The organism is Nocardia sp. NPDC050799 (assembly GCF_040654015.1).
Taxonomy (GTDB): domain Bacteria; phylum Actinomycetota; class Actinomycetes; order Mycobacteriales; family Mycobacteriaceae; genus Nocardia.
Genome location: NZ_JBFAHF010000017.1, coordinates 45024 through 68724, shown reverse-complemented (window position 1 = coordinate 68724; position 23701 = coordinate 45024). Strand labels below are relative to the sequence as shown.

The window sequence follows — 23701 nt, the reverse complement described above, 5'->3', positions numbered from 1 at the left end:
CGCCGAGTAAGAGAGGGGGCGCGGGCCGGGCGAGTTCAGTTCGTCACGGCGCGACGGGCGTAGGCGCGGACATCGGCATCCGGATCGTCGACGGCCTGGCGAAGCAGGTCCCGGGCCGGTTCGTGGCCGGGCCACGAGGCCAGGGCGAGGACCGCGGCCTTGCGCACATCCAGATGAGGGTCGGTGAGCGCGGCGGCCAGTTCGGGGACGGCCGGGCCGGGTTCGGCGCCGGCCAGTCCTTTCGCCGCGCCTACCCGCACCTGCCAGGCGGTATCCCGCAATGCGGCGGCGCACGACGCGATATCGGATTCGGTGGCGCCGATATCGGCGAAAGCCGCCAGGGCCGCCGCCCGGACCAGCGGGTCACGATCGGTCACCAGTCCGCGGACGGTGTCCGCGCCACCGGTGCCGATGGTGGCCAGGCCCTGCGCGGCCGCGATCCGCACCTCACGGTTGGTGTCGGCGGCCGCGGCGGCCAGGGCGTCGTATTCGTCGAGCGAGACCAGCGCCCGCACCGCGGCGATCCGCACCCGGTGGTCGGGGTCGGCCAAGGCCGCCCGGTAGTCGGCGGCCGCACCGGCGCGCGCCGCACGCAGCAGGTCGAGAACCACCGCCCGCACGACCGGATCGGGCGAGGTCAGCCGTTCGGCGAGACCGTCGGCGGACGGCAGCACCTCCACCAGTTCGCGCAGCGCGGCCGCGGCCGCGGCCCGTACCGGCGCCGCGCCGTCGTCCAGCGCGCCGATCAGCAGCGCCGCGAAACCGTCCGGGGTGTTCTCGGTGAGTGCCGCGATCGCGGCGACCCGGACCCGTTCATCGGTATCGGATAGGTAGGCCGACAGTTGCCCGGCGGTGGGCGCGTCCAGCGCCAGCAGCGCCAGCAGCCGGGGTGAGGCGACCGGGGCCGGCTGCGGGACCGCGGCCCGGGGGGTGGGGGCCGCGACGCTCGGGGCGCGACGGTGACCGACGAGTTCGGGCTGCTCGACCGGCACCGGCTCCCCTTGGGACGGCAGATCGTCCAGCCCGGGCACAGGCACCAGATACGGGGCGACCGGCCGTTTGAGGAACTCCATGGTGCCGTCGGCGGCCTTGCGCAGGTTCAGGTGGTAGCGCCAGGTGTCGTCGTCGCGTTCCGGGAGGTCGGCGCGTTCGTGGTAGAGACCCCACCGGGATTCGGTCCGGGTCAGCGAACTGCGGGCGGCCATCTCCGCGCAGTCACGGATGAACGACACCTCGGCGGCGCGCATGAGTTCGTGCGGGGTGCGGGCGCCCATCTCGGCGAGATCACCGCGCATCCGTTCGAAGGTTTCCACCGCCAGCGACAGTTTCGCGGCCGTTTTCGGCGGCGCCACATAGTCGTTGACGAAGCGGCGCAGTTTGTATTCGACCTGCGGTTGCGGTGGGCCGTCGGGATGCCGCAGTGGCCGGTACACCAGTTCGTGCGCGGTGGCGATCTGGTCGGCGGGCAGTTCGGCGGGTGCCGCGGTCTCGGTCAGGGTGGCGGCCGCGTGCGCGCCGGCGAGCTCGCCGAACACGAAGGCCCCGATCATGTAGTTGTGCGGGACGCAGGCCAGATCACCGGCCGCGTACAGACCGGGCACCGTGGTGCGGGCGTTCTCGTCCACCCAGACCCCGGAGGCGGAATGCCCGCCGCACAGCCCGATTTCGGAGATGTGCATCTCGATATCGTGGGTGCGGTAGTCGTGGCCGCGGTTGGCGTGGAAAGTGCCGCGAGTGGGGCGTTCGGTGGTGTGCAGGATGTCCTCGAGCGCGGTCAGCGTCTCGTCGGGCAGATGCGACACCTTGAGGTAGATAGGTCCGCGCGCGGAGTCGATCTCCCGTTTGACCTCGGCGATCATCTGCCCCGACCAATAGTCGGAATCGACGAACCGCTCCCCCTGCGCATTGACCTGGTATCCGCCGAACGGGTTGGCGACATAGGCGCAGGCGGGACCGTTGTAGTCCTTGATCAGCGGGTTGATCTGGAAGCATTCGATACCGCTGAGTTCGGCGCCCGCGTGATAGGCCATCGAATAGCCGTCGCCGGCGTTGGTGGGATTCTCGTAGGTGCCGTACAGGTAGCCCGACGCCGGGAGTCCCAGCCGGCCGCACGGGCCCGTCGCGAGGATCACGGCTTTCGCGCCGACCGTGACGAACTCACCGGTACGCGTGTTCAGTGCGGCCGCGCCGACGGCCCGGCCGCCGTCGGTGAGCACCCGCACCGGCATCAGCCGGTTCTCGATCCGGATCTTCTCCCGCATCGTGCGCTGCCGCAACACCCGGTAGAGGGCCTTCTTCACATCCTTGCCCTCGGGCATCGGCAGCACATAAGAGCCCGAGCGGTGCACCCGGCGCACCGCGTACTCGCCGTATTCGTCCTTCTCGAATTTGACGCCGTACTTCTCCAGCCGCTGCACCATGGCGAACCCGCGGGTCGCGGTCTGATACACGGTGCGCTGGTCGACGATGCCGTCGTTGGCGCGCGTGATCTCGGCGACGTAGTCCTCGGGTTCGGCCTTCCCGGGGATGACGGCATTGTTGACGCCGTCCATGCCCATGGCCAGCGCACCGGAATGCCGGACGTGCGCTTTCTCCAGCAGCAGGACGTTCGCGCCGTGTTCGGCGGCGGTGAGCGCGGCCATGGTTCCGGCGGTACCGCCGCCGATGACCAGCACATCGCAGTCCAGGCGCACGGTGTCGGCGAGATCCGGCGCCGCGAGCAGGGTGGGTGCGGTCACGAGAGGGCCTCCACGAGTCGGTCGCGCTGCGGCTGCCGGTCGGCGGTCGCGCGCGGATTCGGAACATCGATCAGGGCGCGCAGCGGTTTTCCGGCACGGCCCAGCACGGCGATCCGGTCGCCGAGCAGCAACGCCTCGTCCACATCGTGGGTGACGAAGACGACGGTGGTGGGATGGGTGCGCCAGGTCTCGATCAGCAGCCGCTGCATGGTGGCGCGGGTCTGGGTGTCCAGGGCACCGAACGGTTCGTCCATCATCACCGCGCGCGGGGCGCCTGCCAGGCCGCGGGCGAGTTGTACGCGTTGCCGCATACCCCCGGACAAGCTCTTGGGCAGGAAATCGGCGAACCCGGTGAGGCCGACCTCCTCGATCCAGCGGTCGGCCGCGGCGCGGCGCCCGGCCTTGGGTTCACCCCGCAACCGCAGCGCCAGTTCGATATTGGCGCGCACACTGCGCCACGGCAGCAGGGCATTGTCCTGGAACACCACCGCGCGGTCACGGGAGGTGGTGGTGACGGGATCGCCGTCGGCGAGGACGCGGCCAGAGTCGGGGGGCAGCAGCCCCGCCAGGGCGCGCAGGACCGTGGACTTCCCGCAACCCGAGGGGCCGGTGAGCACCAGGATCTCGCCGGGCCGCACATCCAGCGACAGCCGGTCGATCACCGGGTCGCCGGTGTAGGACAGCGAGATCCCGTCGAGCCGCAGGCTCATTCCCGGTGCGCCGGTACCGGCCGCGGGGGTTTCGGTGGTGAGGGTGGTGGTCATCGGTTGTTCTCCTCTCCCCGCGGCAGCCAGCGGGTGACCCGGCGGCCGACGAGTTCGATCGCCGCGGAGGTGCCGAAACCGAGGATGCCGATGGTGACGATTCCGACGAAGACACCCGGATAGTCGACGATGGTGTAGGCCTGCCAGGTGCGGTAGCCGACACCGAGGCGGCCGGAGATCATCTCCGCGGACACCAGGCAGATCCAGGCCACCCCGATCCCGACCGACAGTCCGCCGAAGATTCCCGGCAGCGCACCGGGGAACACCACCCGCAGCAGCACATCCCACCGGTTGCCGCCGAGCGTGCGTACCGAGTCCTCCCACAGGGTGGGCAGCGCGCGGACCGCGTGGCGGGTGCTGACCATGATCGGGAAATAGGCGGCCAGGCCGGTGATGAACACGATGCCGGCTTCGTCGTCGGGGAACAGCAGGATGGCGATCGGGACCACCGCGATGGCCGGGACCGGCCGGGCCAGCTCGGTGAGCGGGCCCAGGATTCCGGCGAACAGGCGGGACCGGCCCAGGGCGATACCGCTGGTCACGCCGAGCACGGTGGCGATACCGAAACCGGTGAGGATGCGGATCAGGGATTGCGCCAGATCCAGGTAGTAGACATCGGTGCCGAGTTGGCGGCCGAACGCGGTGATCACCTCGGTCACCGCGGGCAGGGTGTCGAAACGCAGCCACAGCCGGATATCGGCGGTGGTCAGGACCTGCCAGAGCAGGATCGCGGCCAGCACGGAACCGACCCGCAGCAACCGGTCCGGCCACACCGCCCGCCCGGGCCGGCGCGACGACGCGGTCGCCGCGTCGGCCGGGGCGGGAGTGAGGGTCGTGGCCGCGGTCATGACCGGACCTCGGCGACAGCCTGGTCGTAGGTCACCGGGACGGCGGCCGGATGGGCCTGGCGGTGGCGAAGCGCTGCCGCCTGCGTGGTGAAGGGCAGGAAGGTGTTTCCGTCGCGCAGCCAGACCGCCTTGTCCGCGAACCAGCGGGTGCCGAGTTCGGTGTCGACGATATAGGCGGCGCGGACCTGCGTACCCGCGGCACGGGCGGCCGCGGCGGCGCGCAGGAGCTCGGTGGGGTTGCCGGCGGGGCGCGTGCTGTCCTGGCCGTCGAGCCACAGTTCGGTACCGGAACCGGCGGTGTGGTTGGCGGTGTCGGCCAGCGCCTTCTGGTAGTCCTGGCCGCGGGCGGCGAAGGCCGCGCGCAGGCGCTGGTCGTCGACGAAACCGTCGATATCGAGGTCGGCGAAATCGCCGATCGACTTCAAATACCGCACATCGTCTTTGAAGGCCGAGATCAGGCTCGGTTTCAGGGTGGTGTCGAAGGAGGTGCCGCCCGGGCCGTTGTAGAGATACACGACCTCCTGCGGCAGACCTGAATCCTCGGCCACGATCCGCGCCGCCTCCAGCGGCTGTTGCCACAGGAATTCCGTGGCGTCGAGCTGGGCCTGCAGGAAGGCGTCCACCACCTCGGGATGTTCGGCGGTGTAGTGCTCGCGGGCGACCACGCCGTGGAATGTCGGCACATTCAGTTCGGCACCGTCGTAGAGCAGTTTCGCCTTGTCCTGGAACACCAGCAGTCCCGGCCACGCCACGAACTGGGACAGCGCGGCGACCTGGCCCGATTCCAGCGCCGAGGCACCCACCTGCGGCTGCTGGTTCAGCACCTCCACACCGGCCACCGGATCGACCCCGGCGCGGGTGAGGGCCTGCACCAGGGTGCCGTGGCCGGCGGAACCGACACTGGCCGACATCTTCTTACCGGCCAGCTCACCGACTCCGGTCAGCGGCGAGTCCGGCGGGACGACCACCATGTTCAGCGCGCCCCTGGGGTTGTATCCGGTGACGGACAGGAATTCGGTGCGCGACCGTTCCCCGGCCTGGGTGCGGGATCCGTTGATCAGCAGCGGATAGTCGCCCATGGAGCCGATATCGATCTTCTCGGCCACCATCTGGGCAGTGATCGGGGCGCCGGTGTCGTAGTCCTGCCATTCGACCTGGTAGGCGGGGCCGCCGTTGTCGGTGATCTGCCGCAGCCGCTGCTCCAGATATCCCTGGGCGCGCAGCAGGGTGCCCGCGGTGACGGTGTTGATGGTTTTGGACTGGTAGCCGACGACGACGGTGACGGTATCGCCGGCGGCGGCTTCTTCCAGCGAGCATCCGGTGAGGGCCAGTGCCGCGGTGGCGGCCAGGACGGCCAGGCGTTTCAGAGTGGGCATGAGAGGTCTACCTCAGGAGATACGGCATATTGACAGTGACGGCGCCGGTGGGACAGCGGGCGGCGCAGGGCCCGCAGTACCAGCATTCGTCGACGTGCATGAAGGCTTTCCCGTTGTCGGGGTTGATGGCCAGGGAGTCGAGCGGACAAATCTCGACACACAGCGTGCAGCCTTCGATACACAGGGATTCGTCGATGGTCACGGGAATATCGGTGCGCTGGTTCGCCAGAGCCATCTAGAGGACCTTCCATTCGGGGATGCCGCGGGACAGGCTGCCGCGCAGCGTGATCCGGTCACCGCGCATCCGGACGTATTCCAGGTCGACGGGGGTTCCGTCGTCGAGCCGGGTGAGGCGTTCGAGCATGAGCAGCGGTGCTCCGTCGGGGACGTCGAGGGTGGCGGCGGTGTGCCGGTCGGCGGGGATCGCCTCCACGGTGAGGTCGGCCGAACCCAGGGACCGGCCGCTGAGCTGTTCGAGCAGCACGAAGACATCGGTGTGCGCGAGGTCGTGGTCGAGGACGCGCACACCGATCTCGGGAGCGAGGTAGGTGAGATCCAGGCTCAGCGGCTGCTCGCCGAGATATCGCAGCCGCTCCAGGTAGACGACCTGCTCGCGGGGGGCGACCCCGAGTCGCCGGGCCACCGCCGGCGGCGCGGTGATGAGCTGTGCGGCCCGCACCTCGTTGCGGACGGTGCCGCGGCCCTCCAGGGTTTCCTGCAGGCCCAGCAGCGCGTCCAGACCGTGGTCGTATTTGCGGGCGGCCACCCGGGTGCCGACGCGGGGCGCGCGGTCGATCAGGCCTTCGTCGCGGAGCAGCGCCAGGGCGTCGCGGATGGTGTTCCGGGAGGTGTCGTGCTCGGCGGCCAGCCGCTGTTCGCTGGGCAGGGTATCGCCCAGGGTGCCGGCGTGGATCTGGTGGCGGAGGATATCGGCAATGCGCCGGGCCTGGTCGGCCCGGAGCCGGCGGACACCGGCCGTACCGCCTGTCCGCTCGGTGTTCGTATCGCTGACCTGCATGAACGCTGACGATAGCGGCGTTTCGGGGCGATCCGGGCCCGCCGACCGGCGGCAGCCGGACGGGCCGGCGCAATTCGCCGGGCGCCGAGGGACGCGACCAGCGCGGATCCGGGCCGATATCGCCATTACGCCACCCGCGCGAGGGCCGCCGGGGTTGGGATCAGGCCGATTCGAATGATCGACCGCGCGCCCGGGAACCGCAGCGGCAGAGTGCCCGGGCGACGCGACGGAACCCGCGCCGGGACGCCGTGGTCTCGGGCCGGATACATCCTCCCGACCCGCCCGCCACGGCTTGACCTGGAGCGCTCTCCAGGTCGTAGCGTGTGTGCGACGGATAATCCACCACGGCAAGGGGAGACGAATCCGATGGAACTCGGGTTGCACATTCCGATCTTCGAGATCGACGGCGGTACCGGCGCCATCGCCGGTGAACTGGCACTCGTCGGCGCGGCAGCGGAGGCGGCCGGGGCGACTTGGCTATCGTTCATGGACCATTTCTTCCAGATCGAACCGACCGGGCTGCCCGCCGAGGCGAACATGCTGGAGGGTTACACCAGCCTCGGGTACATGGCCGCGCACACCTCCACGATCGAGCTCGGCCTGCTGGTCACCGGCGTGACCTACCGGCACCCCGGGCTACTCGCCAAGATCGTCACCACCCTCGATGTGCTCTCCGGCGGCCGCGCCGCGCTCGGGATCGGGGCCGCCTGGTTCGACCGGGAACACCATGGGCTCGGGGTGCCGTATCCGCCCCTCGGGGAACGGTTCGACCGGCTGGAGGAGGCACTGCGGATCTGCGCGCAGATGTGGGATCCGCAGCACAACGGACCGTTCGAGGGCAAGCACTACCAGCTCGCGGAAACCCTGTGTTCGCCGCAGCCGCTGCACCGGCCCACCGTGCTGATCGGCGGCGGCGGGGAGAAGCGCACGCTGCGGTTGGTGGCCCGCTACGGCGACGCCTGCAATCTGTTCGCATCGAGCACCGAGGAAGTCGGGCACAAACTCGATGTACTGCGCCGCCACTGCGACGATCTGGGCACCGATTACGACCGGATCCGCAAAACCGTGCTGGCGGGTAGCCCGGACCCCACCGCACACGACGATTTCGTCCGCCAGATGGCGGGTTACGCCGAGCTCGGCGTGCACACCGCGATCGTCATGCCGCCCGGCGGCTCCCCGGCCGGATGGGTGGACACACTCGCCCCGGTGGTGCCGAAGCTCGCCGAACTCTGAGCGGTGGCGCCGTCCCGGGCGTCAGCCGGTGACCCGCACGGGCACCGCCCGCCCCGGGACGGCGTCGGCGGCGAGATCGCGAAAAATCCCGTTGCCGGCAGTCGCCCGTGACAGGGCGTCGGCGGCCAGGATCACCGCGGCGCCGGTCCAGGTGGTGCGTTCCACCGGCCAGCGTTTCCCGTCCGCGTACACCAGCCCGGTCCAGTAGGAGCCGTCGGCCTCCCGGAGATGCTGGATGCTGGCCAGCAGGCCCAGCGCGCGGTCACGGTCACCGAGTGCGTCGAGGGACAGGACGAGTTCACAGGTTTCGGCGCCGGTGACCCAGGGCCGGTCGCTGACACAGCGGATACCGATATTGCCGACCACGAAGGTGTCCCAGCGTTCGGCGATACGGTCGTAGCCCGCCCGTCCGCGCAGCGCCCCGCCCAGGACCGGGTAGTACCAGTCCATCGAATAGCGGTCCTTGCGGGTGAAGACCTCCGGGTGGCCGCGCAGTGCGGTGCCGAGCCGGTCGCGGGCGGTCTCCCACTCCGGGCGGGGGTCGCCGAGCCGGCGCGCGAGCGCCAGAGCGGCCCCGATGCTGTGGTACATACTGGCCGAACCGGTCACCAGCGCCTCGGGCAGGACCTTGTCGCCGTCGCGCAGCCAATAGATCTCACCGTGCTCACCCTGGCTCGCGACGACCAGGTCGATCGCGGCGGCCACCACCGGCCACAGATCGGCCGCGAACGCGGTATCGCCGGTGACCGCTAGGTAGTGCCAGACACCGGTGGCGAGATAGGCGCAGAAGTTCACATCTGTGGCCGGGTCCTCGATCGCGCCGGCGCGGAACTGCCGGGGCCACGATCCGTCGGGACGCTGGGTGCGCGCCGACCAGGTGTAGGCGGTGACGGCCTCGTCGCGCAGGCCCGCGACGGTGAGTGCCATTGCCGATTCGATGTGATCCCAGGGGTCGGTGTGCCCGCCCGGGAACCACGGGATCGCGCCGTCCGGCTCCTGCGCGGCGGCGATGGACTGCGCGGTCTGCAGGATCTGGCGGCGGGTGAGAACCGAAGGGACCGAGGGGAGTTCACCCGCCGGCACGGGTCACCGCCGGCTTGCTGAAGTACAGCGCCACGCTCTTGCCGACCAGCGGGTCGAGCAGCCGCTCCGCGGTCCGGGTCAGCGCCGGTTGTTTCATCATGTCCCACACCAGCATCCGATGGTAGGCACGTACCAGCGGATGCTCGGTCTTGTGAACGCCCACCGCGCATTTGATCCACCAGTACGGCGAGTGCAGGGCGTGCACATGAGTACGGTGGGTGTGCCGGAGGCCGCGCGCGGTGATCTTGTCCCGCAGTTCGTCCGCCTTGTAGATGCGGATATGCCCGCCCTCATTCGCGTGGTACTCGTCCGACAGCGCCCAGCACACCCGCTCGGGCAGCCACCGCGGCACGGTCACCACCAGCTGTCCGCCCGGGCGCAGGACCCGCACGAGTTCGGCGATGGCGGCGTCGTCGGCGGGGACGTGCTCCAGGATCTCCGAGGCGATGACGACATCGAACTCCCCGGCGCCGTAGGGCAGATCGAGCGCGTCCCCGTGGACGGCTTCGGCTTTCGCTCCGGCGGGCGCCTCCCCGGCCTGGGCCATGGCCTCGAACATGGTGGCGACCCCGGCGAGTTCGGGGGCGTCCTGGTCGAAGGCGACCACGTCGGCGCCGCGGCGGTAGGCCTCGAACGAATGCCGGCCGGCACCGCAGCCCACATCGATGATCCGGGTCCCCGGGCCGATCCCGGCGCGGTCGAAGTCGACGGTCAGCACGAGGCGCCTCCTGTGATGAATTCGGCCGATCCGGTGTGCCGGGCGATGGCCCGCTCGTACACCTGCACGGTCTGTGCGGCCACCGATTCCCAGCTGAACACCGAGACGGCCCGGTTCCGGGCGGCGGCCTGCATCCGCTGCCGGGTCTGCGGGGAATCCAGCAGCTGCCCGATCACCCGGGCCAGTTCGGCGGAATCGCCGGGTTCGGTGAGTTCGGCGCAGACGCCCGGCTCGCCGACGACCTCCGGGAGCGCACCGGTGCGGCTGACCACCAGCGGGGTCCCCGACGCCATGGCCTCCACCGCGGGCAGTGAGAATCCCTCATAGAGGGACGGGATACAGGCGATCTCCGCCGACGCCAGGAGGTCGGCGAGTTCGGTATCGGTCAGCCCGGGGCGCACCGTGACGATATCGGAGAGGCCGAGTTCGGCGATCTGCTTCTCGGTGGGCCCGTTGGGCTCCAGTTTCGCCACCAGCTGCAGTTCGACCCGGTGGGTGATCCGCAGCCGGGTCAGCGCCTGCAGCAGATGCGTGATGCCCTTGAGGGGTTTGTCGGCGCTGGCGACGGCGACGATCCGGCCCGGCACCCGGGGACCGCGCGGCGCGAAGAGTTCGGTGTCCACACCCAGCGGCACGACGTTGAGCTGAGCGGGATCGACACCGAAATCGTCGGCGATATCGGTGGCCGACGACGAGGAGACGGTGAGCAGATCGGGGATCCGCCGGGCGATGCGCTCCTGCATACCCAGGAAGCCGTACCAGCGGCGCACCAGGGGTTTGCGCCGCCAGACGGCCGCCGCCAGGTCCACTTCGCGGTCCTTGGTGATGGGGTGGTGCACGGTGGCGACCAGCGGCAGCCGTTTCGCGATATCGAGCAGCCCGCTGCCGAGACACTGATTGTCGTGCACGACGTCGAAATCGTGGACCCGTCCGCGCAGCAGCCGGGCCGCGCGCATGCTGAAGGTGCGTGGTTCCGGGAAACCGGCGGTCCACATGGTGGCCAGTTCCAGCAGATCGATCCGGTCCCGGATCTCGCGGGGGTGCGGCGTGCGGAACGGGTCGTCGTCGCGATAGAGGTCCAGGCTGGGCACCTCGGTCAGGGTTACGCGCGGATCCAGGTCGGCGGGATAGGGCTGACCGGAGAAGACCTCCACGTCGTGGCCGAGTTCGGCCAGTCCGGCGCTGAGGCGGCGCACGTAGACTCCCTGCCCACCGCAATGAGGCTTGCTGCGGTAGGACAACAGGGCTATCCGCACTAGCTGTCCTCGCCCGTCTCGGTGATCGAATTCATGCTTCGCAGTGTGCCAGCCAGCCGTTCGAGATAGGCACGCACCTCCGGTTCGCCCTTGTCCGGCAGGCCGTAGAGCACATCGGTGACGCCGTCGGCGGCCCAGGACGCCAGGCGTCCGGCGTCAGGTTTGAAATCCAGGGCCACCACCCGCGGCGCACCCTCGCGGCCGGCGTCGGCCCATGCCTTCTTCAGCGTCGCCAGACTGCCGGAGATATCGTTTTCCCCCGGGGTGGTGATCCAGCCGTCGGCGTGTTTCGCGATCCAGGCGCAGGTCCGTTCGGTACCGGCCGCGCCGATCAGGACGGGAACGGTGCGGTCGACCGGCTTGGGCCAGGCCCAGCTGGGCCCGAACTGCACGAAGTCGCCGTCGTAGGCGGCCTCGTCCTCGCGCCACAGCGCCCGCATGGCCTCCAGGTATTCCCGCAGGGCCGTGCGCCGTTTGTTGCCGGGTATGCCGTGATCGGCCAGCTCGTCGGTGTTCCAGCCGAAGCCCGCGCCCAGGGTGACCCGGCCGCCCGAGAGGTGGTCGAGCGAAGCGATGGTCTTGGCGAGGGTGATCGGATCGTGTTCGACCGGCAGCGCGACGGCGGTGGCCAGTTCGATCCGTTCGGTGACCGCGGCGGCGGTGGCGAGCGCGACCCACGGGTCGAGGGTGCGCATATAGCGGTCGTCGGGCAGCGACGCGTCGCCGGTCTGGGGATGCGCGGCTTCGCGTTTCACCGGGATATGGGTGTGTTCGGGGACATAGAACGAGGAGAATCCGTGGCCCTCGGCGGCCCGGGCCGCGGCGGCGGGGGCGATCCCGCGGTCACTGGTGAACAGAACGATGCCGAAACGCATACCTGTGTGCCTTGTCTGTGGTGGGGCCGGCGGGTCGCGGCGCGTCCCGGCGGGTGGAAGATCGTGATCGTCAGCGGCCGTTCTCGGCGGCCTTCTTCGCCTTCTTGGCGTGCTGGACGAGCTGGGCGCCGATCACATGGTCCAGTGAGGTGCCGGCCGGCCAGCCCACGTAGTGGCAGAGGAACAGCGCGATCTCCCGCAGCTGGGTTTCGTCGAGTTCCTCGTTGTACAGGGCGGCGCCGATCTGGATACCGGCGACATCGAAGAGGCCCTGGGCGGTGAGCGCCCCGAGCAACAGCAGCCTGCGGTCCCGCAGGCTGAGGCCGGGGCGGGACCAGATATCGGCGAACAGGTGGTCGGCGGTGACGGCGAAATGGTCGCCGGGGCCGTCCTTGAACTCCCATCCGTAGACCTCCGCCATCTTGGCCAGCCCGCGTTCACGCACGGTGGACTCGGGGGTGGGGTCGCTCATGGCTGCTCCTTCTCCGCCGGATCCGCTCCGCCGGAAGTGTCTGGACAGGTGTACGGAATATAATCCGGACGCTCGCCGCCACGCAAGAACACGTTCTCGTTCGCGCCGCCGGAAACCGTCAGGACAGCATGTCCCGCAACTTCGTGAATCGCCGCGGCGCCGGCACCGATTCTGGGAAAATCGCTGAATCGTTGTCGGAAACACCTGTCGATGGTAGCGTCCAGACACATGTCCAGCTATGTGTCTTCCCAATGGGCCGCCCGCCCTTCAACCGGGAGGAACTCGTTCTCGGACCGGGCAGGTTCCGACCCGGGAGCGCCACGCCCCGCCGCCCCGGGAAACCGCCCCGCACACTCCACGCCGAGGGAGCACGCATCATGAAGATCGTGGCCGATCTGGACCTGTGCCAGGGACACGCCGTCTGTGCCGCCGAAGCGCCGGACGTCTTCGCCGTACCCAAACGCGGCCAGGTGGAGATCCTCGACCCGAACCCGGGCCCGGAACTGAAAGCCGACGTCGACAATGCCGTCCGCTACTGCCCCACCCAGGCCCTGCTGCTCGTCGCCGACACGGACTGAGCGAGCCGGCCCGGAGGCTCTGGCGCACCGTGACCACGCAGACCTCGCTCGGTCCCGATGACCACCGCAACCGACCGCTCCACCCCCGACAGGTTCATTCGAAAGGGACACATCCATGACAGGTTTCGACCGCGCCGAACTCGACGAGATGGTGCGCCGCTGGGTCGCGGAGAACGAACGATGTGAGAAGCTCGGCGACTGGAAGCCGCTCGCCGATATGTACACCGCCGACGCTACCTACGGCTGGAACTACGGCCCCAAAGACGAATTCATGGCCGTCGGCCGGGACGAGATCCGCGATCTCGCGCTCGGCCAGGAGATGGAGGGCCTGGAGGGCTGGCAGTACCCCTACCAGCAGTTCGTCATCGACGAGCGCAGCGGCGACGTGATCGGCTTCTGGAAGCAGGTCTACGACACCACGCCCCGCGCCGACGGCAGCAAGTACACGGTGAACGGGATCGGCGGCAGCTGGTTCCGCTACGGCGGCGACTACCAGTGGTCGTGGCAACGCGACTTCTTCGACTACGGCAATGTCTCCGCGCTGTTCCTGGAGATGATGACCGACAAGGCGATGTCGGACGGGATGAACGCGCGGATCGCCAAGGCCACCTCCGGCCGGCTGCCGGGGTGGTACCGGATCGGCACCGCGCCGGCCTCCCTCTGGTGATCCCGATGTTCGTACCCACCAGCAGGTTCCACAAGCTGACCCGGGAGCAGCTGGCCGTCCTGGTGCCCGAACTGCTGCTGTGCGGGCAGCTGATCGACCGGTCCGGGATGGCGCACTGCATCTCCGCGTTCGGCCGGGAAGGGATGGCCGAGGTCGCGATCGAGGAATGGCAGCTGTCCAGCCCGATCTACACCCGGCGGATGCAGCAGGCACTCGGTTACACCGGCGACGACGTCGTCACCATCTTCAAGGGACTACAGCTCGATATCGGTGCGCCACCGCAGTTCATGGACTTCCGGTTCCGCGTCGACGATGCCCGCCACGGCGAGTTCTGGCTCGACCACTGCGGCGCCCTGGTCGACGTCGAACCGATGGGTCCCGACTATGTGACGGCCATGTGCCACGACATCGAGGATCCCACCTTCGACGCCACCGCACTGGCCACCAACAAATACGCCCAGGTGCGGCCCATCCACCGCCCGCCGCGCGTCCCCGCCGACCGGCATCCCATGTGCGCGTGGACGGTGATCATCGACGAATCGCACACCCCGCCGGAGGTACCGCGCAACGCGGCGCTGGTGGCGGAGTCGATCGCCGCGCGGTTACCGCTGGCCGATATCGACCCGGGCGACGAGGGCCACGCCGACTACAGCGGGCCGCTGCTCAGCGATCTACGGTTCGCCGACTTCTCGCATTCGGCGCTGGTCCGCATCGCCGAGGAGGTGTGCCTGCAGCAGCATCTACTGGTGCTCGGGTTCATGATCGCCGTGCACGAACGCACCGACGACGACGCCGCACTGGAGATCGGGCGCAAACAGTTCACCGGAATCGCCGGGGTGGCCTCGGAACGGATCCGCGCAAGCCTCGGGCTGGGCACCGATCTGGATGCGCTCGCCCAGGTGTTGCGCGTACATCCGGCGCTGAATCCGCGGCACTACACCGATGTCGACGTCGAGCCCGGCATCGGTGTCCTACGGATCCGGTTCCCCGCCGGCAGCGGCGCACTCACCGACCGCGGCTGGCTGTCGATGATCGAACCCGACCGTCTCGGCCCGCTGGACGCCCTGGTCCGCGGGGTCGACCCGCATCTGCGGAGCCGGGTCGTCGACGAGGGACCCGACGGCTGGACCGCCGAGATCGCACGCGCCGACGAACCGTTCGCCGAAGCGCCGGAGGTGGCGATCACCCGCTTCAGCACGGGCGTCGATTTCCGGTTCGCCGACCGCGGTATCCCACTGCCCCTCACCGTTATCTGACCCCTCCCGGCACCCAGTGCCCGGCCCACCGCAGGACTGATATGGCCAATAATTTCGCCGACCTGTTCGAACATTCGGTCGACGCCGTGCCCGACCGGATCGCGCTGATCGAGGAGGGTCGGCGCGTAACCTACCGTGAACTGGAAGAACGCGCCAACCAACTCGCCCACCACCTCGCGGCCCAGGGGGTCACCCGCGGCACGCATATCGGGTTCCAGATGCACAACAGCATCGATACGATGCAGACGCTGATCGCCTGCTTCAAGCTGGCCGCCGTACCGGTCAACATCAATTTCCGGTACGGCCCCGAGGAACTCGCCTACCTCTACGACAATGCCGACCTCGAATATCTGGTGTACCACGCCTGCTACGGGGAGGCGGTACGTGCCGCGGCGCAGCGGTCGCCGCGGCTGAAATATCTGCTGTGCGCGGCCGACGACCGTACTCCGGCCGACCCCGGTGTCGACTGCCTGGCCGAGGTCACCGCAGCCGCACCCACCATCCGGCCGGAGGTGCCGCGCACCGCCGACGATCTGTTCGTCATGTACACCGGCGGCACCACCGGTATGCCCAAGGGCGTGCTGTGGCGGCAGGAGGACATGTGGCGGGTCCTCGGCGGCGGGATCGACTTCTACAGCAACGAACCCGTCACCGACGAATACCAGCAGTCCCGCACCGGCGCCGCAGGTGAACCCTCCACCTGGATGATCCTGCCGCCGCTCATGCATCTGGCGGCCATGATGCCGACCTTCATCGCCCTGTGGTCCGGAAACTGCGTGATCTTCGTACCCCGGTTCGATCCCGCCCACGTCTGGCGCACGGTGGCCGCCGAACGTCCCGGCGTCCTGGTCGTCACCGGTGACGCGATGGCCCGTCCGCTCATCGACTCCTACCGCGCCGATCCCGTCGACGCCACCGGACTGTTCATGATCGCCTCGGGCGCCGCCCTGCTCACCCAGCCGACCAAGAACGCGCTGCTGGACCTGATGCCGAACCTGTTCGTCTCCGATTCCATCGGCTCCTCCGAAACCGGTTTCGGCGGTATCGGATTCGCGCAGCGCGACGAGGACCCGGCGCGGAAACCGCGGGTGTCGATCGGGCGCGGCGCGGTGGTCGTCGACGACGACGGGCGTCCGGTGGAACCGGGCGAAGAGGGCTGGCTGGCGAAGACCGGCGCGGTCCCGATCGGCTACTACAAGGATCCGGAGCGCACCGCGAAACTGTTCAAGGTCGTGGACGGGAAGCGTATCGTGGTCACCGACGACCGGGCCCGGCTGGAGGACGACGGCACCATCAGCCTGATCGGCCGCGGCAATATGGTGATCAACACCGGTGGGGAGAAGGTGTTCGCCGAAGAGGTCGAGGGCGTGGTGAAATCGCACGCCGCTATCTACGACGCCACCGTGATCGGGGTGCCGCACGAACGCTGGGGCCGGCAGGTCGCCGTGGTCGTCAGCCTCACCGGGGACACGCTGGACCCCGAGGATCTACGCGCCCACGTACGCGGCCACCTCGCCGGGTACAAGGTGCCCCGCGCGGTATGGATCACCGACACCATCGTGCGGTCCCCCAGCGGTAAACCCGATTACACCTGGGCCAGGAAGTACGCGGCGGAGCGTCCACCCGATCACCGGACGGACTGACCCGTAGTGCGGCGCGGGCCGATGGGAGATCCGGTGGTACCGACGGAGATGCCCATCGGCCGGACCAGGCCATCGCGGTCCGGCGACATATCGTCCCCGGTCCGCCATCGGTTGGGCTCGGGCCGGGGATGTCGAGTGATACGCCGAACCATACGGCGGCCGGGCTTTCGACAGTGTCCGCGACCGGCGGTCAAAGTTCAGGGCTCGGCTCGACCCGTTCCAGGATGCGCAGCGAGTTGGTCACCGATATCTCGCGGAATTCGCCGCTGTCGATCGCCCGGCGGTAGATGCCGTAGGGCGCCTGGCCGCCGTCGGCGGGGTCGGGGAACACGTCGTGGATAGCGAGTCCGCCCCCGGGAACCACCCACTTGGCCCAGCCGCGGTAGTCACGGTCGGCGGCCTCTTCGGTGTGGCCGCCGTCGATGAACAGGAAATCGATCGGGGTACGCCAGGTAGCGGCGACGCGCACGGAGGTGCCGACGATCGCGACAACGGTATCGGACAGGCCCGCGGTGTCGATGGTGTGCCGGAATCGGGGCAGGGTGTCGAACAGGCCGGTGACCGGGTCGACCAGGGAGGTGTCGTGGTACTCCCAGCCGGGCTGGTGTTCCTCGGAGCCGTGATGGTGGTCGACGGTGAACACCACCCCGCCCTGCGCGCGGGCGGCGGCGCCGAGCAGGATGGCCGACTTCCCGCAGTAGGTGCCGATCTCGGTGATCACCCCGCCCCTGCAGTACTTCACGGCCGCGGCATGCAGCGCGCGCCCCTCCTCCTCCGGCATGAACCCGGTGGCGCGGCGGGCATGGTCGAACAGCTGTTCGTCGGTCAGCGGGGGCGGCGGAACGGGCATCAAGCCTCCTTCGAAGCAGGTACAGACGGGCCGGGGAGGCCGAAGCGTTGGCGGAGGTATCGCGTCATCGGCGGTGGGGAGCTCTCTTCCGAAAGGCGGGCCACGGTGGTTACCGACATTACTTCACGGGCTGTGGGCTGGGCGGAAGTTGATCCGGCACTCGACCGACACTACTATCTAGACACATGTCCGAAGGCGATTCCAGAATTCTCGAGGCCACTCGGCGGCGCTTGAGCGGCAAGCAGGCGGACACCGTGGACAAGCTCACCAGAGCCGCGATGGAAGTGCTGTCCCGCGAAGGTTTCGCCGGACTCACCATCCGCATGGTCGCCACCGCCGCGGGTGTGGGCACCGCGACCGCCTACACGTACTTCTCCTCGAAGGAACATCTGGTCGCGGAGATCTTCTGGCGCCGGATCCGGTCCTCGGAGAGCCCGGTCAGCCACGACGCCGACCCCACCGTGCGGGTACTGGCCGAATTGCGCGGGATCGCCCTGCTGGTGGCCGACGAACAGGAACTGTCGGGGGCCGTGACGAGCGCGCTGCTGGGCCGCGACCCCGACGTCGAGCATCTGCGGACCCGGATCGGGATGGAGATCCGGCAGCGCATCACCCGGGCCCTGGCGCCCGAAGCCGACCTCGAAACCGTGGAATCGCTGGAACTGCTGTACGCGGGAGCTCTGGTCCGCGCGGGCATGGGCTACGAGTCGTACGCCGATATCGCCGACCGGCTGGAAAAGGCGGCGCTGCTCGTCCTGAAATGATCTCGGCGACCCGGAATCGGGTACTGCGGCCCCGCTAACCGCTCACGGCCGGGCGGCGGACGTGGGAGTAGACCAGCCGCGCATACTCGCCGAGGAGGTCGTCCAGGCACACCTGCTGACCGGCGGCCACCATCTGCTGGTAGCCGATCAGCAGGGCCATACCGAGTTCGGTGTCGACGGCGGCGATCCGCTGGTCGCCCACCACGCCCGTGATCGTCTTGCGCACGGTGCGGCGCCGAGATTCGTCGACCCGCTTGAGCGCCACCCCGACCGCCTCGTCGTTGGCCGCCCAGGCCCGGATCGCCGCCTCCGCCCGGTGATGCAGGCCCAGCGTCAGATCCGACAGGGCCCGGATCGCCGCATCGGGTGTGGACGGGTCGAAATTCAGGGTACGCAGGATCAGCACCTGCCGGTTCTCCCAATGTTCCAGCAGCGCATCCACATACGACTGCCAGCTCCCGAAATGGTGATAGAACGATCCGCTGGTCACCCCGAGCCGCCGGCACAGCACGCCGATGTTGAGGTGCCGGAAACCGAGCTCGGACAGAACCTCCAGGCCGGTGTCGAAGTAATTGTCCTTACTGACGATACGAGACATACGGCGCCGATCTCTTCGGTGAACGGGTGGGGATTTCGAGGATCGAACAGTACCCCATGAGCGACCCCGTCCGGCCGGGAGTGGTGAAAGGTCACCACCGGCGCGGCCGGTCCACCGTCGGACGAAAGGTCGTATACCCGAAGCCGAGCGCTCGCCGCGCCCCGGTCAGCGCAGGCGTACGCCGAGCAGCGCGTCCACCGCCGCGGCGATATCCGTACCCGCGGCCGGGTCGGCGCCACCGTATTCGAGCGCGCCGTGCGCCCAGGCGTCCAGGGCCGCGAGCGCAGCCGGCGTGTCCAGATCGTCGGCGAGATGGGTGCGGAGCCGGGCGACGGTATCGGCGGCCGGCGGCGCGGCGGCCACCGCGGTGGCCTGCCGCCACTGCCGCAGCCGCGTATCGGCCTCGGTGAGCACACTGTCGGTCCACATCCGGTCCGCGCGATAGTGGCCGGCGAACAGGCCCAGCCTGATCACCGCCGGATCCACGCCCCGGGCCCGTAGTTTCGACACCAGCACCAGATTGCCCTTGGACTTGGACATCTTTTCCCCGTCCAGCCCGATCATGCCGGTGTGCACGTAGTGGCGGGCGAAGCGACGGCCCGCGGCCAATGCCTCACCGTGGGCGGCGGAGTATTCGTGATGAGGGTAGATGAGATCGCTGCCGCCGCCCTGGATATCGAATTCGGTACCCAGCCGGTTCACCGCGATCGCCGCGCATTCGATATGCCAGCCGGGCCGCCCCGGCCCGAACGGCGACGGCCACGACGGTTCCCCCGGACGTTCGGCTCGCCACAGCAGGGCGTCCAGCGGATCACGCTTGCCCGGCCGGTCCGGGTCACCGCCACGTTCGGCGAACAGGCGTTCCATGGTGGCGCGGTCGTAGCCCGATTCGTACCCGAACTGCTCGGTGGCGTCGGTGCGGAAATAGATATCCGGGTACTGCTCGTCCTCGACGGTGTAGGCAGCACCGGAGGCCAGCAGTTTGCCGACCAGTTCGACGACCTCCTCCACCGATTCGATCGCGCCCACGTACTCCCGCGGCGGCAGCACCCGCAGCGCCGCCATATCCTCGCGGAACAGTTCGATCTCGCCGGTGCCCAGGTCCCGCCAGTCCACCCCGTCCCGGTTCGCCCGCTCGAACAGCGGATCGTCGACATCGGTGACGTTCTGTACGTAATGCACCTCACGGCCGGCGTCGCGCAGCACCCGATTCACCAGATCGAAGGTCAGATAGGTGGCGGCGTGACCGAGATGAGTGGCGTCGTACGGGGTGATCCCGCACACGTACATGGTGGCTGTATTGCCCGGGGTCACCGGGCGAGTACAGGAATCGGCGGTGTCGTGCAACCGCAACGGTGGCCCTGTTCCGGGGACCGCGGGGATCGGGGTGTCGGACCAGGACTGCATACCTTCGAGAGTAGAGGGCGTGACACGCCGCGCCCCGCCCACCCCGCCGCGCGCGCCGCGACCATGGTCGCCGGTGGTCCGTGGACCTGCGCAAACGCAGCCGCGGGGAGAAGACAACCGTTGGCTTCAGACAGAGCGAATCCGGCGCCGGCGCCGGGTCACCGGGTCAGAAAGCGGGCCACGGAATGGGACGTGACGTCTCGGGGAAGGGCAGCACCGGTTCGTCGAGCAGGCGCTTCGCCCGGCGCAGCAGGGCGTCGATCTCGGGGTCGGTGAGATGGTCGGCCAGGCGATCGGCGAGCGCGCCGGGCAGGGTTTCGGTGAACGCGGCGATATCGGTGAGCAGATCCGCCGGTATCGGTTCCCCGGCCCATCCCCACAGCACCGTGCGCAGTTTGTTCTCCTGGTGCAGGCAGATCCCGTGGTCGACGCCGTACACCTCGCCGTCGGCCGATTCCAGGGCGTGCCCGCCTTTGCGGTCGGCGTTGTTCAACAGCACGTCCAGCACCGCCATCCGCCGCAACCGCGGATCGTCGGCATGCACCAGCGACACCTCGTCCCCGGCGCCGTCGTAGGCGCGCAGCACCTCACGGAAACCGTCCGGCACCCGCTCCGGCGGGCACAGATCGATCAGATCCAGCCGGGCGCTGTTCGGCTCCCGGGTGGCGATCCAGCGCTGAACCATTCCCGGACCGTAGGGCCCGTCCCGTAACACCGTTTCCGGAATCACCGTCCAGCCCATCGCAGCGCAGATCAGATACGAGGCCACCTCACGCCCGGCCAGGGTGCCGTCGGGGAAATCCCACAGCGGCTGCTCACCGCGGACCGGCTTGTACACCACCCGCAGATCGCCGTCGCCGGTGGCGAGATCACAGACCAGGGTCACATTGCTGGCGACTCCCACCCGGCCCAGCACCGTCAGTTCACCCGCGCGCAGCGCGTCCACGGGGCCGGGCACGGTCATTCCTCCAGATCGTTCGCGCCGAACAGTTCACCGCGCTTGTACCCGTTGGTGCGCACACACATGTGCCCGCGCGCCGACAGCGGTTCGCCGCACAGCGGGCACGGCGGCCGTCCGGCCGAGATCACCCGGGTGGACCGCAGCGCGAATTCGCGTGCCTGATCGGGGGTGAGGAACACCCGGACCGCGTCCGGGCCCTCGTCGGTATCGTCGAGGACCACCGATTCGTCCACCTCGGTCTCGGTGATCGCCAGCAACTCGACGACCACCGCACCCGCGTCGGCGTCCCAGCCCAGCCCCATGGTGCCGACCCGGAACTCCGCATCGATCGGCGTGACCAGCGGCGCGTTGTCGTTGACCTGATCGGCCTGCGGCGGCACCTCGGCACCGAATCGCCGCGCCACCTCGTCGAGCAGCAGTCCCATCCGGTCGGCGAGAACCTTTACCTGCTGCTTCTCCAGCAGCACACTCACCACCCGGGGTTCCTCCACCGCCTGCAGGTAGAACGCGCGATCGCCCGGCTCACCGACAGTTCCGGCGACGAAACGTTCGGGGGTGCGGAAAACATGGATTGCTCGTGACACATGCACCTCCTGATACGTGACCCTGTTCGGCTGCGGTACCCCGCTGCGCCGTATCCCGGCGCGGACGCCGATTCGCCCGATGCCGCCGAGAGGTGGCGCGTTCGCCGGTATCGGGCATACCCATTATCCGTCTTTCCTTCCTGCCCCGATCTCCCCACCGGGCACGGGTCCGGATGTGCCGGACTCGGCCTTCGGCGCGGGCGCCAGACCGGACAGGTCCGCACCGGTGTCGTTCATCCGCGTGACGAACGGCGCGGTGCGGGTGTAGCGGACAACGCTGAGCGAGGCGGGCTCGACCATGATCCGCTGGAATCCGTCGAGATGGATGCCGAGCGCGTCCGCGAGCACCGCTTTGATCACATCACCATGGGTGCAGGCCACCCACAACTGGTCCCCCTCGTGCAGTTCGGCCAGGGCGCGATCGTGTTCGCGGATCGCCGACACCGCCCGCGCCTGCACCTGCGCCAGCCCCTCGCCGCCGGGGAACACCGCCGCCGACGCATGCCGCTGCACCACCTGCCACAGCGGCTCCTGCAGCAGGTCCTGGATCCGGCGACCGGTCCACTCGCCGTAATCGACCTCGGCGAGGCGGTCGTCTACCACCGGTTCCAGGCCGAGTTCGGCCGCCAGCGGCGATACGGTGCGCTGGCAACGCAGCAGCGGTGAGGTCACGATCCGCGAAATCGGCAGGCCCGCGAGCCGGTCCGAGACGGTCCGGGCCTGTTCGCCACCGCGGTCGGTGAGTTCCACACCGGGACTGCGGCCGGCGAGAGTGCCGCCGCTATTGGAGGTCGACACACCGTGTCGCAGCAGGATCACCGTCATGCGGCCAGCCTAATAGGCGCGGTCGGGCGGAGCTCATCGGCAAGTCCGCGCACAGCGGGAACACCTCCGAGGCCCGGCGCGGCCGCACCCGCGGCGCACCCGGAATCGGCCGTCGCGGCAGCGTCGTCTCTGTCGGTCATGTGGCCGAAACGACCCCGCCCGCGAGCAGACCGATGATCACGACGCCGAGCACGATCCGGTAGCCGACGAACCAGTAGAACGAATGCTTCGCCACGAACCGCAGCAGCCACGCCACCGACGCGTAACCCACCACGAACGACACCAGGGTCGCCACCAGCAGCTGGGCGCCCGAGGCGTTGAGCCCCTCACCCGCGGGTTCGAAAGCATCGGGGAGACTGAACAGTCCGGACGCGGTGACCGCCGGGATCGCCAGCAGGAACGAGAACCGCACCGCCGCCTCCCGTTCCAAACCGAGGAACAGGCCCGCGCTGGAGGTGGCACCCGACCGGGACACCCCGGGGATCAACGCCAGGCACTGCGCGAAGCCCATCACCAGCCCGTCCCGGGTGGTGAGTTGTTCCAGCGGCCGCTGTTTCGGGCCGAAGTGTTCGGCCGCCGCGATCACCAGCGCGAAAACGATCAGCATGATCGCCACCACCCACAGATTCCGGGCGCCGGTGCGGATCTGATCCTTGAAGACCAGCCCCAGCACACCGATCGGGATGGTGGCGATGATCACATACCAGCCCATCCGGTAATCGAGTGCGCGCTGCGCCTCGGCCCCGGGGTCGTAACCGGCCGGGCCGGTTCCGGTGACCACCGGAAGTTTCGTGGTGACCATCTCGCTGACCGGCACGTTCTCCCGGGACCGCGTGGTCAGTTTCTCGAACACCGTGGCGCACCACACCCGCACGATGCGCCAGATGTCCTTGGCGAAGAACAACAGCACTGCGGCCTCGGTACCGAGCTGGGTCACCGCAGTGAACGACGCGCCCGCGTCTTCCCCGAAGAACACCGAGGACACGATCCGTAGATGACCCGACGACGACACCGGCAGGAACTCCGTCAGACCCTGCACCAACCCGAGTACCAACGCCTGCACCCAGGTCATCGACTCGCCAACCACACATCCTCCTGTACAACGCCGAAAACCCGCTCCGCCTTCGGTCTTACGGCACCCCGGCCGCGTCCGGGTACGGCGACGACCGGCAGCGACCCTACAGTGC

At 69.0% G+C, this 23701-nt stretch carries 24 protein-coding genes; 6 read left to right on the top strand and 18 right to left on the bottom strand.

Annotated features, from left to right (window positions below; genetic code table 11):
• Window positions 1–35: 35 nt before the first annotated feature.
• From AB0H42_RS19100 to AB0H42_RS19075, 6 genes are read right to left on the bottom strand one after another with little or no spacing between them, the layout of a single operon-like run.
• Window positions 36–2738, bottom strand: a complete 2703-nt coding sequence (locus AB0H42_RS19100; protein WP_357057437.1) for a fumarate reductase/succinate dehydrogenase flavoprotein subunit — start codon at window positions 2736–2738, stop codon at window positions 36–38.
• Entirely contained in the window at window positions 2735–3502 is a 768-nt protein-coding gene (locus AB0H42_RS19095) for an ABC transporter ATP-binding protein (RefSeq protein WP_357057435.1), read from the bottom strand. Before AB0H42_RS19095 ends, AB0H42_RS19100 begins: the two co-directional genes overlap by 4 nt.
• On the bottom strand, window positions 3499–4350 hold the full coding sequence (locus AB0H42_RS19090; RefSeq protein WP_357057433.1) for an ABC transporter permease: 852 nt from the start codon (window positions 4348–4350) through the stop codon (window positions 3499–3501). Before AB0H42_RS19090 ends, AB0H42_RS19095 begins: the two co-directional genes overlap by 4 nt.
• Window positions 4347–5726: an ABC transporter substrate-binding protein gene (locus tag AB0H42_RS19085; RefSeq protein ID WP_357057431.1), complete on the bottom strand. Its 1380-nt coding sequence runs from the start codon at window positions 5724–5726 to the stop codon at window positions 4347–4349. Before AB0H42_RS19085 ends, AB0H42_RS19090 begins: the two co-directional genes overlap by 4 nt.
• 7 nt (window positions 5727–5733) lie before the next feature.
• Complete coding sequence (locus AB0H42_RS19080; RefSeq protein WP_033246130.1) at window positions 5734–5961, bottom strand: ferredoxin family protein; 228 nt, start codon at window positions 5959–5961, stop codon at window positions 5734–5736.
• A complete protein-coding gene (locus AB0H42_RS19075; RefSeq protein ID WP_357057429.1) occupies window positions 5962–6744 on the bottom strand; it encodes a GntR family transcriptional regulator in 783 nt (260 codons plus the stop codon). It abuts the gene before it with no gap.
• A 366-nt stretch (window positions 6745–7110) separates the two neighbouring features.
• Between AB0H42_RS19075 and AB0H42_RS19070 the strand changes: the two genes are divergently transcribed.
• On the top strand, window positions 7111–7977 hold the full coding sequence (locus AB0H42_RS19070; RefSeq protein WP_357057427.1) for an LLM class F420-dependent oxidoreductase: 867 nt from the start codon (window positions 7111–7113) through the stop codon (window positions 7975–7977).
• Between the two features lie 21 nt (window positions 7978–7998).
• Here the strand turns inward: AB0H42_RS19070 and AB0H42_RS19065 are convergent, their stop codons facing one another.
• The 5 genes from AB0H42_RS19065 to AB0H42_RS19045 form a co-directional block, all read right to left on the bottom strand.
• The gene (locus AB0H42_RS19065; RefSeq protein WP_357057425.1) at window positions 7999–9060 is read right to left on the bottom strand and encodes a prenyltransferase; all 1062 of its coding nucleotides are present in this window, start codon (window positions 9058–9060) and stop codon (window positions 7999–8001) included.
• The gene (locus AB0H42_RS19060) at window positions 9047–9778 is read right to left on the bottom strand and encodes a class I SAM-dependent methyltransferase (protein WP_357057423.1); all 732 of its coding nucleotides are present in this window, start codon (window positions 9776–9778) and stop codon (window positions 9047–9049) included. The genes AB0H42_RS19065 and AB0H42_RS19060 overlap by 14 nt, the downstream gene beginning before the upstream one ends.
• Window positions 9772–11034 (bottom strand): glycosyltransferase family 4 protein, encoded by a 1263-nt coding sequence (locus AB0H42_RS19055; RefSeq protein WP_357057421.1) that lies wholly within the window; start codon window positions 11032–11034, stop codon window positions 9772–9774. Before AB0H42_RS19055 ends, AB0H42_RS19060 begins: the two co-directional genes overlap by 7 nt.
• Window positions 11034–11909, bottom strand: a complete 876-nt coding sequence (locus AB0H42_RS19050; RefSeq protein WP_357057419.1) for a TIGR03619 family F420-dependent LLM class oxidoreductase — start codon at window positions 11907–11909, stop codon at window positions 11034–11036. Before AB0H42_RS19050 ends, AB0H42_RS19055 begins: the two co-directional genes overlap by 1 nt.
• A gap of 70 nt (window positions 11910–11979) precedes the next feature.
• The gene (locus tag AB0H42_RS19045) at window positions 11980–12381 is read right to left on the bottom strand and encodes a carboxymuconolactone decarboxylase family protein (protein ID WP_357057417.1); all 402 of its coding nucleotides are present in this window, start codon (window positions 12379–12381) and stop codon (window positions 11980–11982) included.
• A gap of 377 nt (window positions 12382–12758) precedes the next feature.
• Here AB0H42_RS19045 and AB0H42_RS19040 point away from each other — a divergent pair, with 377 nt between their 5' ends.
• The 4 genes from AB0H42_RS19040 to AB0H42_RS19025 all read left to right on the top strand — a co-directional run bounded on the left by AB0H42_RS19040 (window position 12759) and on the right by AB0H42_RS19025 (window position 16525).
• A complete protein-coding gene (locus tag AB0H42_RS19040) occupies window positions 12759–12959 on the top strand; it encodes a ferredoxin (RefSeq protein WP_357057415.1) in 201 nt (66 codons plus the stop codon).
• 115 nt (window positions 12960–13074) lie between these two features.
• Window positions 13075–13626 (top strand): hypothetical protein, encoded by a 552-nt coding sequence (locus AB0H42_RS19035; protein ID WP_063127138.1) that lies wholly within the window; start codon window positions 13075–13077, stop codon window positions 13624–13626.
• 5 nt (window positions 13627–13631) lie between these two features.
• Window positions 13632–14882: a hypothetical protein gene (locus AB0H42_RS19030; RefSeq protein WP_357057413.1), complete on the top strand. Its 1251-nt coding sequence runs from the start codon at window positions 13632–13634 to the stop codon at window positions 14880–14882.
• A gap of 41 nt (window positions 14883–14923) precedes the next feature.
• On the top strand, window positions 14924–16525 hold the full coding sequence (locus tag AB0H42_RS19025) for an acyl-CoA synthetase (protein ID WP_357057411.1): 1602 nt from the start codon (window positions 14924–14926) through the stop codon (window positions 16523–16525).
• A gap of 190 nt (window positions 16526–16715) precedes the next feature.
• Here AB0H42_RS19025 and AB0H42_RS19020 read toward each other — a convergent pair whose 3' ends face one another.
• Window positions 16716–17375 carry a class I SAM-dependent methyltransferase gene (locus tag AB0H42_RS19020; protein ID WP_357057409.1) on the bottom strand — a complete coding sequence of 220 codons (660 nt, stop codon included), beginning with the start codon at window positions 17373–17375 and terminating at the stop codon, window positions 16716–16718.
• A 185-nt stretch (window positions 17376–17560) separates the two neighbouring features.
• Between AB0H42_RS19020 and AB0H42_RS19015 the strand changes: the two genes are divergently transcribed.
• The gene (locus tag AB0H42_RS19015; RefSeq protein WP_357057407.1) at window positions 17561–18139 is read left to right on the top strand and encodes a helix-turn-helix domain-containing protein; all 579 of its coding nucleotides are present in this window, start codon (window positions 17561–17563) and stop codon (window positions 18137–18139) included.
• A gap of 34 nt (window positions 18140–18173) precedes the next feature.
• Here AB0H42_RS19015 and AB0H42_RS19010 read toward each other — a convergent pair whose 3' ends face one another.
• From AB0H42_RS19010 to AB0H42_RS18985, 6 genes are all read right to left on the bottom strand, one after another.
• Window positions 18174–18737 carry a TetR/AcrR family transcriptional regulator gene (locus tag AB0H42_RS19010; protein WP_357057405.1) on the bottom strand — a complete coding sequence of 188 codons (564 nt, stop codon included), beginning with the start codon at window positions 18735–18737 and terminating at the stop codon, window positions 18174–18176.
• Between the two features lie 165 nt (window positions 18738–18902).
• On the bottom strand, window positions 18903–20144 hold the full coding sequence (mshC, locus tag AB0H42_RS19005) for a cysteine--1-D-myo-inosityl 2-amino-2-deoxy-alpha-D-glucopyranoside ligase (RefSeq protein ID WP_357057403.1): 1242 nt from the start codon (window positions 20142–20144) through the stop codon (window positions 18903–18905).
• Between the two features lie 166 nt (window positions 20145–20310).
• Window positions 20311–21108 carry an SCO1664 family protein gene (locus AB0H42_RS19000; protein WP_357057401.1) on the bottom strand — a complete coding sequence of 266 codons (798 nt, stop codon included), beginning with the start codon at window positions 21106–21108 and terminating at the stop codon, window positions 20311–20313.
• Window positions 21105–21689 carry a DUF3090 domain-containing protein gene (locus AB0H42_RS18995; RefSeq protein ID WP_357057399.1) on the bottom strand — a complete coding sequence of 195 codons (585 nt, stop codon included), beginning with the start codon at window positions 21687–21689 and terminating at the stop codon, window positions 21105–21107. The genes AB0H42_RS19000 and AB0H42_RS18995 overlap by 4 nt, the downstream gene beginning before the upstream one ends.
• Before the next feature lie 123 nt (window positions 21690–21812).
• Window positions 21813–22514, bottom strand: a complete 702-nt coding sequence (locus AB0H42_RS18990) for a histidine phosphatase family protein (RefSeq protein ID WP_357057397.1) — start codon at window positions 22512–22514, stop codon at window positions 21813–21815.
• A gap of 136 nt (window positions 22515–22650) precedes the next feature.
• The gene (locus AB0H42_RS18985) at window positions 22651–23601 is read right to left on the bottom strand and encodes an undecaprenyl-diphosphate phosphatase (protein ID WP_357057395.1); all 951 of its coding nucleotides are present in this window, start codon (window positions 23599–23601) and stop codon (window positions 22651–22653) included.
• Window positions 23602–23701 lie beyond the last annotated feature (100 nt).